At 40.6% G+C, this 11,331-nt stretch carries 10 protein-coding genes and 1 pseudogene; 6 read left to right on the forward strand and 5 right to left on the reverse strand.

Annotated elements, in window-relative coordinates:
• The 3 genes and pseudogenes from VGA95_12535 (at position 1) to VGA95_12545 (ending at position 3,388) form a co-directional block, all read left to right on the forward strand.
• Positions 1-191 (forward strand): annotated as a pseudogene (locus tag VGA95_12535) (acetate kinase).
• 77 nt (positions 192-268) lie between these two features.
• Positions 269-2,989: an HAD-IC family P-type ATPase gene (locus VGA95_12540; GenBank protein HEX9667367.1), complete on the forward strand. Its 2,721-nt coding sequence runs from the start codon at positions 269-271 to the stop codon at positions 2,987-2,989.
• Positions 2,990-3,196: 207 nt separating this feature from the next.
• Positions 3,197-3,388 (forward strand): transposase, encoded by a 192-nt coding sequence (locus tag VGA95_12545; protein HEX9667368.1) that lies wholly within the window; start codon positions 3,197-3,199, stop codon positions 3,386-3,388.
• A gap of 155 nt (positions 3,389-3,543) precedes the next feature.
• On the opposite strand, the gene VGA95_12550 is transcribed toward VGA95_12545, so the two are convergent.
• The 4 genes from VGA95_12550 to VGA95_12565 form a co-directional block, all read right to left on the reverse strand.
• The gene (locus VGA95_12550; protein ID HEX9667369.1) at positions 3,544-4,098 is read right to left on the reverse strand and encodes an HdeD family acid-resistance protein; all 555 of its coding nucleotides are present in this window, start codon (positions 4,096-4,098) and stop codon (positions 3,544-3,546) included.
• A gap of 144 nt (positions 4,099-4,242) precedes the next feature.
• Entirely contained in the window at positions 4,243-4,713 is a 471-nt protein-coding gene (locus VGA95_12555; GenBank protein HEX9667370.1) for a hypothetical protein, read from the reverse strand.
• 32 nt (positions 4,714-4,745) lie between these two features.
• Complete coding sequence (locus VGA95_12560) at positions 4,746-5,129, reverse strand: hypothetical protein (GenBank protein HEX9667371.1); 384 nt, start codon at positions 5,127-5,129, stop codon at positions 4,746-4,748.
• Between the two features lie 260 nt (positions 5,130-5,389).
• Positions 5,390-6,469, reverse strand: a complete 1,080-nt coding sequence (locus VGA95_12565) for an AI-2E family transporter (protein ID HEX9667372.1) — start codon at positions 6,467-6,469, stop codon at positions 5,390-5,392.
• Between the two features lie 904 nt (positions 6,470-7,373).
• Here VGA95_12565 and VGA95_12570 point away from each other — a divergent pair.
• Positions 7,374-8,819 (forward strand): DUF945 family protein, encoded by a 1,446-nt coding sequence (locus VGA95_12570; GenBank protein ID HEX9667373.1) that lies wholly within the window; start codon positions 7,374-7,376, stop codon positions 8,817-8,819.
• Positions 8,779-9,312: a MerR family transcriptional regulator gene (locus tag VGA95_12575; GenBank protein ID HEX9667374.1), complete on the forward strand. Its 534-nt coding sequence runs from the start codon at positions 8,779-8,781 to the stop codon at positions 9,310-9,312. Before VGA95_12570 ends, VGA95_12575 begins: the two co-directional genes overlap by 41 nt.
• 154 nt (positions 9,313-9,466) lie before the next feature.
• Here VGA95_12575 and VGA95_12580 read toward each other — a convergent pair whose 3' ends face one another.
• The gene (locus VGA95_12580; protein HEX9667375.1) at positions 9,467-9,979 is read right to left on the reverse strand and encodes an SET domain-containing protein-lysine N-methyltransferase; all 513 of its coding nucleotides are present in this window, start codon (positions 9,977-9,979) and stop codon (positions 9,467-9,469) included.
• Positions 9,980-10,138: 159 nt separating this feature from the next.
• On the opposite strand from VGA95_12580, the gene VGA95_12585 reads away from it, so the two are divergent.
• Positions 10,139-11,331 (forward strand): FAD-binding oxidoreductase (locus VGA95_12585; GenBank protein ID HEX9667376.1); only part of this gene is annotated, 1,193 nt, incomplete at its 3' end.

An 11,331-nucleotide genomic window follows, 5' to 3' on the forward strand; every position in this document is an offset into this window, starting at 1 on the left:
GAGAATTCTTCTGCCATTGGAGCGAGAGTCTGTCAGGATGCAGAGTGGCTGGGAGTTCGCCTTAATGAGGCTGCTAACCTAAGGGGCGGGCCGAGGATTAGCCGAGATGACAGTCTGTATCAGTCTGGGTGATTCCGACCAACGAGGAGCTAATGATCGCTCGGCACACCTACAGCTTAGTAGTTGGTTGAGTCAGTCTCTTCTGACCATCCCTTGGCAGAAATCAAAATGGAGTAATTTGGCTATTAAATAAAAGCGGTTGAAAAAGATGGCGAAAGAAATGCTATATCAAGAGAAAAATCAGGTCATTGCTTGGCATTGGATATCAGAACAAGAGGTATTTAAAAAAACCCAATCCACTATCGGCGGACTCAATAATGACCAGGTAATTGAGCGGCAGGAAGAGTTCGGTAAGAACGTACTTCCACATAAGGAACCGCCTACTCTGGGAGCCATAGCGCTGCATCAGTTTTTAAGTCCATTGATTTACATTTTATTGGTTGCTGGGATCGTATCTATACTTATCGGAGAATTCACCGACGCTTTATTCATATTTGTTGTGATTCTACTTAATGCCGGGCTTGGTACATATCAGGAGTGGAAAGCAGAAAAAAGCGCCGCAGCGCTGCACAGTCTTCTTAAAATATTCGCCAGGGCTAGGCGTGGAGGCGTTGAAAGGCAGATTCAAGCCGAGGAACTGGTTCCCGGTGACATCGTCCTATTGGAATCAGGCAATAAGGTTCCGGCAGACCTTCGACTCATACAGGTAAATAACCTGACCATTGATGAATCGCTTTTGACAGGGGAATCGCTTGCTATAGAGAAAAGGAAAGGTCAATTGAGCGAGGATTCGCCGGTAAGCGAACGTTCAAATATGGCCTTCGCCGCATCCACCGTAACTGCTGGACGCGGTATGGGAGTGGTTGTAGCTACCGGTATTTATACAGAAGTAGGTAAGATCGCTAAAACGGTTACATCCTTGGAGATGACTAAAGCCCCTTTGGTAATCAGGATGGAGAGGTTTGCCAAAAAGATAAGCTTTGTTGTTGTGGGAGCGAGTGCATTGCTTGCGATCATAGCAATAGCTAAGGGGATCCCGTATATAGAGGTTTTTTTTATGGCGGTAGCTTTGGCGGTATCTGCAATCCCCGAGGGGCTTCCTGTGGCAATGACGGTCGCGTTATCCATTGCGGTAAACCGCATGGCGAGACGAAATGTCATTGTGCGTAAACTTACCGCTGTTGAGGGCCTGGGAAGTTGTACTTACATCGCCAGCGATAAAACGGGCACATTAACTGTCAATCAACAAACGGTTAAATTGATTGCCTTTCCGTCTGGCGAGCGATTTAAAGTTTCAGGGGAAGGATACGTTGGCAAAGGAGAGGTATTCGCAGACATCGGGAATGGCCTTGCCGATGAGGCAAGATCCGAATTAGAGGAAATAGCAAAGGTGTCGACACTGTGTAATGAAGCGAGCCTTCTTCGTGATAACGGGCAATGGAAACATCATGGCGATGCAATTGATGTCGCACTTTTGGCATTTGGTTATAAGTTAGGGATCGATCCTGACTCTGTAAGACGTGAAGTTGAAACCGTGGGAGAGATACCATTTGAATCGGAAAGAAGATATGCAGCCAATTTCTATGGTGAAGAAGGTCGAGTAAAGGTTGCTGTAAAGGGTGCTATAGAGGCAATCCTTCCATTTTGTCAGACTATTCGGGTCGCTGACAGAATCGAGTGGATCAATTCAAAAATGATTGAAAAAGAGGCCCTGTCTTTATCAGAAAACGGATATCGGGTGCTTGCCATAGCCTCCGGACAGGTGAAAGATGGTGTAGAACTTACAACTTTTGAAGAAAAGGATATCCCGCCCCTTACACTACTCGGTTTGGTCGGTTTTATAGATCCTCTGCGTCCTGAGGTAAAAGAAGCGGTGGAAAAGTGTAAGCGAGCAGGGGTCGAGGTAGCAATGGTTACAGGGGATCACCCTGCGACAGCCCTGGCTATCGCACGTGAATTGGGCATTGCCCATTCTTGGGAAGATATTGTAAGCGGACATCAGTTGACTGAAATTGGGTCTCCAGAGGTCCCCGATTTTCTTGAGATGGCAAAATCGGTACGTGTCTTTGCCAGAGTGACTCCGATGCAGAAGCTCGATATTGTAGATGCGTTGATAAAATTGGGTCATTTTGTTGCTGTTACGGGTGACGGAGTTAATGATGCTCCCGCGCTACGGAAGGCAAATATTGGTGTGGCCATGGGTTCAGCAACGGATGTGGCCAAGGATACAGCTTCGATTATAGTCACTGACGATAACTTTGCATCGATCGTGGCTGGGGTAGAAGAAGGGAGATTTGCATATGATAATATACGCAAGGTCACTTACCTTCTCATTTCTACCGGGGCTGCTGAGATCGTACTTTTTACGTTAGCGCTTTTGGCGAATTTGCCACTACCCCTTTTTGCAGTCCAACTGCTCTGGCTTAATCTGGTAACCAATGGTATTCAGGATGTAGCATTGGCCTTCGAGGCCGGTGAGTCAGGAGCGATGACTCGACCCCCAAGAAAGCCTGCTGAGGGGATATTTAATAAGTTGATGGCTCAGCAGACGATTTCTTCAGGAGCTACTATGGGATTGGTAACATTTTTGGCCTGGTATTGGTTGCTTGAATCAGGGTGGGATGAATTCACAGCTCGAAATAGGGTTTTATTACTCATGGTATTATTTGAGAACTTTCATGTTTTCAATTGTCGCTCGGAATACCTGTCTGCTTTTAAAGTCCCCTTGAGGCGGAATGTACTTCTTGTGGTGGGCGTACTCGCGGCTCAGGGTATTCATGTTTTGGCTATGTATCTTCCCTTCATGCAGAAGGTTTTACAAGTCTCTCCCGTCTCAATTACGGAATGGTTTTACCTCTTTCTTTTGGGGTCAACAGTACTATTGGCGATGGAGGTATTCAAGATTCTAAAAGACAAAAAGAAGAAATGAATGCGGAAACAGATCGAAGTTTGTAGTAGTTTTATTAAAAACACCTCTGGAATACGCCGTGGCGAAACCACGGGGATGAAAGCAGGTTTGACCTTTGGGCAACAAAGAGTTTAGAATCTGGGTATGAGCCCAGTAAAGAGAACGCATCATGCGGTATATGATCTTTAGTATCAATTTGTATGGATACAAAAATATAGGAAGATGATTTTGAGAGATGATTTGTCTAAGAGGGTGGAGGAGGTATTTAGAGAATTTCGTGAGGTGAGAGATGAACTTTGGAGATGGGAGTTTTGGAGCGATGGGTACTTTGTAAGGAGTGTCGGGGATGGGGTAACAGCAGATGTTATAAGAAGATACATAGAGCATCATGAGCATAAGCAGTTAGTTTTTGATTTTTAAAAAAACCCGTGGCTCTGCCACGGGGTTTTTTACTTTGAGAAGTAGTCATTTTGAGTGCTCAGAAATCTTAAGATGCGACAGCTCTATTTTTATACCGATTTTGAAGACTTCTTACCGTGATTGCAGTCAGGTTGAGCAAAGAATTAATTGCAGCTTTATAGCTGTTGCTCGGTTACCTGGAAAGGTTCTGTCCAGCTACGTAATTTCAAACCGAAAATAACTGTTGAAATGCCAAATAAAATGGCATAGATCCCTATAAGCCATATCGCTGCCAGAGCTCCCTCGCCAGGGAACGCTATTAGTAATATCGCCAGTAGTATTGAGAGAACACCCATTATCACCAGGGAATAAAAACCGGAATGCCCTCTTGGCAGGCGAAATATTGTGATCAGCTCAAATATGCCTGTGAATAGGGCCCACATTGCGATTAGGTAAAGGAGTATTAGGGCAGTGATCCCAGGTAAGAAGAAAATAACGACTCCAAACAACATACTTATGATTCCTTCAATTAAGAGCATCCACCACTCTTCCTTGTTCCCAAAAGCCGTGAAGATTATGACTATTCCGTCGGCAAAGAAATAAACACCTATGATAAATATCAGTAGCTCAAGTGTCTTTCCCGGCCATATAATCGCAGCCACACCAAAAATTACGGCGAGAATTCCCCTTAATAAAAACGCCCACCAGAATTCAGCAAGTAATCTCCTCATTGGTCAACCTCCTTTTAAATCATATCTTATGACGTCAGCGACGCGGCAAAATGACTGTATTGAATAGAATCATCATATTGAATTTAGTTAGATTATACTCCATATTTCATCATATATTTCAAGCGAAATTAATGGATTCTTAGTCTAATCTTTTGATTTTTTTATTTCAACATGTTGATCCAACAGTTTAACTATGAATTCAGCAAGAGCACTTCTTGCAGATGGGGAACTCCCTATCAAGTAACCAGCCATGACTGTTAAACCTATCGATAAAAGAGGGTTATCTTTGATTAACGTAACATTTTTCCCAAAATCTTTAAGACTGATATTTTCGATATTACCATCTTCTATCGCTCTTTTTTCTTTGCGCCTATTTAATAATCGTATGATCAAAAGTATTAAGATGGAAAAGATTATTGTAACGCTTCCGCTGACTAGAGCAGCAAGTGGAGGGCTCAGAATGGAATTAAATGATAAGTAAATTGCCCAGACAATAAACAAAAGCCCAATAAAGACGAATATGCAGGCTAAAGTTAAAATGGCCACGTTTGTTACTAACTTATTTAAAAAAGAAGAAAATTCTCTGGAGGATCTGTAGCCTATTATCTTAATCATTGTGGAGATTGTATTAATCAGCGCGTTCATGACTATTTTCGGTCAAATAGCTTGCCAAGAAATAGCCCTGCGATAAATGCGATCAATAGGCTCTTCAAGGGATTCTCCTGAATCTTTTTTTCAACACTCTCTACCTTTTTTTTGCCCAATTCTTGAGCATTTTCTAGTTCTTCACGCAACTTTTCAAGAACCCTATCTCTATCATCTCCGAATTCACCTAACTCCTTCCCAATTGATGCAAGTATTCTATCGGTCGTGGCTTTAGCGTAACCTGTGCCCCTATCTTTAAACTGCTTTGACAATTCCGCCAGATCTGTACGTAATCTTGAGATGTCTTCTCTAACATTATCGAAATCTATCTCTTTATAGTTTTTACCTTCAGAATCGGAGCTTTTGTTTGTTTTATCTACTGACATTTTTTCACCCCCTTAATTGGTTTAAATCTAAAATTTGAATTCACTAATCATTTTAACTGGTCATTTTGTCATCATGAAATTTGATTCTTGATTGAATCCCATTGCAGAGCAAATTCCAATCAACATCTGGCCTGATTAGGTGGCTTATTTTCCACTTATTTGTCGTTTCTTAGGTACATGAAAAATTTAATAAAAACATGTTGTCTAACGTGCAGGGTTAGGATATGAATTTATCCTCGATCATGGGCATAGTTGATTGTTCAGACTAAGTCTTTGTAAGTCTGTTTATATATTTCTATAAAACTAATGAATACTGCGAGAAGTACTGGACCCAGTATAATTCCAGAAAAACCGAAATACTGTATTCCCCCTATTATACTTAGTACGAGTAATAGTGTAGGTAGTCTTACTCTTCCTCCAATTATTAGAGGTCTGATCACGTTATCAACAGTACTAATAATCAATCCACCAAAAAGAAGCAGTATTATCCCTTTTACTATCGCTCCCGTGAACAGAAGGTAAATACTCACGGGCAGCCAGACGATTGTTGCACCTATGAGTGGTAAGATAGACAAGATGAATGAGGCTGCTCCAGAAAGAACCGGATATGAAATTCCCAAGATCCAGAAAATGAGTCCAACCAGTAAACCCTGGACTACTGCTATTGCCAGGCTTCCCCTGATCACACCGTCTATAGTATTGGAAAATATCCTCGAAATTTTGATTTTTTCGCTCTCGTTCATTGGTATTAGAGTTATTAGCTCTTTATAGAATCCTTTTCCATCCCGAAAGAAGAAGAAAAGTACAAAGACCATAATTACGAAATTAAATATGAAGCTGGCTAGATTTCGAGCAATATCTTGGAATTTCCCCAGTAGATAATTGCTCGTCTTACCAAGACCTGTGATAAGGATTTCTTGGAGATTCAATTGCCCTAAATCTAAATTCTTTCCCACTTTTTCTAAAATGCCAGAGGGAATAAGATCCTTTAACGTCTCTTTATTAGTAAATTTTTGAACAATTTCTCCTAATCTTTCAAACTCACCTTTAGATTGTGCAGACTTGTATATATCAAAGATTTCAATCGATAATGAAGCAGTAATTAAAATAAATGGTACGACAATGATACATACGGTTAGAAATGTCATGATTACCGATGAGATACCTGACTTATTTTTGAGGATCCTTTTTAGGCGTTCATAAATTGGGTATAGAACCAGGGCAAGTATTCCTGCCCACATAAGTGAAATCAGGAATGGCTTAAGTACCTGGTAAAACAGGTAGAATAAGAAAATAAATATTAGGACAAAAAATCCTGTAAATATTTGCTGTTTTGTCATATAGCTAGGCTTACAATTTCCCCTCGATTAGTATTACGGAAAATTTTAAAACAGATTAATGACAATTTCACTCAATTTCAAATTTATTGAAAAATGAATGACTCTGCGACAAGCTGCGGGTTTTCAGTACCTAAACAATCAGTCTCTCATGCTGCGAGGAGCCCTGAGGGAATCCAAATCAGGTAAGAATCGAGGAAATTGCTTCAATTTGCTTCGCAAATCTCGCAATTGTAAAAGCCGAATATTTCAGGGACAAAATTTTTACAGTTTCTCGAATAGATTTATTTTCATTAGTCCTTTTCAGAATGAAAAGGACTTGTACGGCATTCCAAAAATTGCGGCCTGTGCTGAACTTGTTTCAGTATTAAGAAAATCAGAAAGGAAGACGTATAGAAAAATTTGCGAATTGTGGTTGAATTAAATTTTTCAGTTGTTATGTCATCCCCGAGGATAGTTATCGGGGATCCACACATAAAGAATATGGATTCCCTATTAAGCCCGTGCTCGAACGTCTCTGTCGGGTAGCGTTAGGGAATGACAACAAAGGGGTAGCCTAGTCCTGAGCCCTGAGCTTGTCGAAGGGCCTGTCCTGAGTCCTGAGCTTGTCGAAGGGTCGAAGGATCGAAGGATTGCTTCCTTGTATCAAGACAAAGAAGTTAAAAAGAAAAGTAAGATAAATGAAGGGACTGCTTTTAAAGATTCTGTCCTCGAAATATTTAGCTTGTACAATCGCGAGGATATAGAAGCGATCTCCTAACTATATTGAATGAATAGAACCGCAGCAATCCGCAGGGTTATTCATAAGACCTCAATCAAGGATATTAAGGTTTATCATGGACGATTTCAACAGATAAATTTAACAACTAATTTAATTTGATTGAGAAACTGTTGTATTATTATTGGCATGATTAGAAAGATTTCTGTCGCATTGGCTATTATAGTACTGTTCTTAATCTGCACGGTTGGGATCACAACATATGTTTTTGGCATTAAGGCGGAGGATGCCTATCACAAATGGGTGGAACATTGGGCAGATGTGAGTAATTTGAGGGTAGTTTCAAAAAAATATGATCGTGGATGGTTCAGTTCCAATGCCGAAACAATCTTTGAATATAGCAGTGGAAATAAACCGATCCTAACATTGAGTGAATATGATTACGTAATCCATGGACCGATAGCTCTCAAAGGTATTTCACAGCGCGAGATAAAGTTGGAACCTTTTTTGGCTCATATCAAGACAGAGATAAAGGGTCAACTGAATAACCGACCTGAACTTGCCGATATGCTTAAGCTATTACCTCCCCTTGAGATTGACACTGTGTTTTCGTTTCGGGGGAATGGTACGAGTAATATCTCTATGCAATCTTTTTCTTACAGGCATGAGAACTTAAAAGAGTCTTTAAATTGGGAAGGTTTAAGTGGCAATTCAAGCTTCGTTCCGAAAGGCAATAAATTAAGGATGGATCTTAATTTTCCTGGATTGGAGATTAAAGACGAGGATTTCTCGTCGTCATTTAGTGACGCTGAAATTGCTTTAGATTTAGAGGATGCGGAAAACAAGATTAACGGTCAGCTTGATTCAATATCTCTCAACACAAAAAATATTGAAATTCACAATTTCTCTCTAGGTTCGGATGAGATTCAATTACTGTCATTAAATGGGCTGAAGTCATCATGGTCGAGTGTGGTGAAAAATGGACTGATAATTGGTTCTCAAAAAATTGGTATTGATAGACTGATTCTTAATGACTCAAATCGATTCGGACCGGGTGCGTTCGAGTTTTCAGTGCGTAACATCGATGCCAAAGCATTTAATGACATAAAAAAGTCGATTTATGACTCAGGTGGAGAAGTAATTTCCGATCAGCAACAGGGATTGGCAATGTTGAGCGGAATCATAAAATATTTGCCTCAACTGGCTGATGATCATGCCGGGTTTGAAATTACAAAGCTCAGTCTCATTACCCCTGATGGTGAATTCATGGCTAACGCGAAAGTATATATTGATGGGAAGAGTTCGCAGTTAAAGCTCAACCCATTTTATGCGATTGATGCTGTAAATGCTGATGCAATGATATCTGTACCAAAGGTTATGTTCGAACATATAATTAAAGAAATTACGAGAGAGGAAATAAAAGAAACAATTAAGCGAAAAGGTGAAGAAATGCCCGCTGAGGATGAATTAAGTTCCATAGTCGAGTCAGCCGCAAACGAAAAGGTTAAGGGTCTGCTTGACCTTAACATTTTTGCACTTGACGATGAGAAATATGAACTAAGACTAATCTACAGCAAAGGGGTATTGGAATTAAATGAAAAATCGATCCCGATTCCCTGGTATTATGGTGAGTGATAAAAAGGCAGGGAAAAAATCCAGGGAACCTAAACCGAGAGTTCTTCATGGATTAAAGAGTAAGGAAGTAATGGAACTGATCGAATCTCTTGAGGGTGTTGCAATTGATTTTGATCAGCTCTTTTATTATGAACACACTGGGCTTGTAGTTCCAAGCATAAGGAGTGCTCAGGGTAGGGGGGTTCCAAAGCTATACTCGGTAGAGGATTTTATCCTTCTCAGGTGGCTGGTCGTTTTGCATAAGAGGGGGATATCGATAAAACGTTTTCGAGAGGTGGTTGACTTTCTGAAGAAGAAAATGCCCGATGTTCTAAAAAAACCCCAAAACTGGGTCTTATTTACTGACGGAAATAAGGTCCAGTTCTTTGATAAGGTTTCGTCTCGTGCGATTGAGGTGCTGGATGATGGCGGTCAGTATCTTTTTGCATTCCCTGTGGAAAAGATGGTGAAGGAAACAAAAGAAGCGATTAGAAGGCATAAAAAATCCGTATAGAAAAAGTTGGAAATTCCTGCGTGGCTATGTAGTAAATTGAAACTCTGGTCATGCATGACGTGGATCTTGAATTGCTGGATCGTTACAGAAGAAGCGGCACTGTGCTAAACTGGCTGCACAGAAGGCACGTCCTTTATGAGGTCCTTTTTAAAAACTAACATTTCACTTGTAATTGATTTTCTCTGAGAACATAATCGGGAACTACATTGAGATCAATGTATTTTTGCCTCAATTCTCCTGGAAGATACTTGAAATCCCTAATCCTTTTACGACAATGGGTATTTCCGCATGTGCAGTCCATTTCCCAGTAGTCGTAGGCCATCCACGTTGAATAATCAAATGTCAATTCTTCCTCCGGATTAATTTGCCTTATAGCAATTAGGACGATCTTACCATTCCATTGTGCTACGCCGCAGTTTGGCTCACAGGAATGGTTTATAAGATCGTCTGTTTCACCGGATGAACCCAGAAAAAGACGCTTTCCGACCTGAAGATACTTTCCGTGATCCTCGACTTCATCAAGGTCGACGATATTTCCCTTAAAATCCAGGATCTTCTGCCCTGCCTCATAATGCCTAGATGTAAAAACCCCTTTTCCCTTTCCGTCAGTCTCCTGAAGAAAGAAGGACTTTGCACTCCTTGAGGCAATGCTAGAATTGCTTCTCATTTTGTAGTCTTTAAAATATTGAAATAATCCATTCGATTATGGTTAAAGTCAATAATAAATTTTCCTATTATGAAAAATAACTTAAAATGATTACAGAGATGATCATGTTTTAATGATTGTTAAGTTGTATTTGGTAATATTCGATCATAGAAGTTATTCATGACGGATTATAAAATTGATTTTTTATTAGTTGGCGGTGGAATCCTGGGATCGTCCTGTTCTATGGCTTTAGCCAAAGGGCTTGAGCAAAGGGGCAGGCCAGTCAACATAGGTGTTATCGATCTAGATCTCGAGGGTGAACATTCTTCAACTCTTAAAAATGCTGGTGGCGTCAGGGCGACCTGGCGGAATCGTGCAAACATTGAACTCTGTAAATACTCGATTGATCTCTATAGAACCATTAAAAATGATATCCAATTTAGGGAATTTGGCTACTCCTGGATGCATGATGAAGAGTCATGGCTTGAGATAAAGAAGAATTATCCTCTCTACAGGGAATATGGTTTGAATGTTGAACTGCATCCCACAGAAAAGATTCCCGACCTCCTGCCATTTGTTGATAACCTAGAAGGCGTTTCGGGTCTATCGATATCAAGAAAAGCAGGTTTGATCGATCACTATTCTCTGAGGGAATATTATAGAAGAGAAGCAAGGAAAAGAGGCGTTCAGTTCATCGATAGGATTTACGTAAAAGATGTAGTTGTGAAAGATGAAATTGTTACTGAAGTCATTGCATACGACTTAAGAAAGCTCTTTGAGGTGGGAGGGGACTCTTCAGAGGTTGTTAAAGAGATTCTTATCAAGGGTTTTCAGGGATCTTATGGGGATCTAACGACTTTTGCGTGCAAAACTCTCATAAACACTTCGGGTGCATGGTCGCCTACAATATCAAAGTTATATGGTTTAAGTGATGATAAGATCATGCCTCGGAGAAGGCAGATGGTGCTTATTTCTGCCCGCGAGGTCGATTTACGAAATTATGGAATGATAATTGATACTTCTGATATTTACTTCCATCAAGAAGGAGAAAACATCCTAGCCGGGTATTCAAATATGGATGAGCCCTATGGTTATAATTTTGAATTCAGTTTTGGTGGAATGGATGAGAAGAGCCAATTTGTTAAGTATATTTGGGAGCCGTTGTCGAAACGAATCAGCAGGTTTGAAAAGATCAAGTTTTTAAGGGGATGGGCCGGTGTTTATGCGGAAACCCCTGACAGATCGGGCTATCTTGGAAGGGTGGGTGGGTTAAAGAACGTCTTTGAGTGTGTTGCACACACTGGAAGAGGCCTTATGATTTCGTATGGAGCTGGAGTGGCACTTTCAGATTTAATATTAAATTCTGAATTCAG

It is taken from the genome of Thermodesulfobacteriota bacterium, assembly GCA_036397855.1.
Lineage (GTDB): Bacteria > Desulfobacterota_D > UBA1144 > Nemesobacterales > CSP1-2 > DASWID01.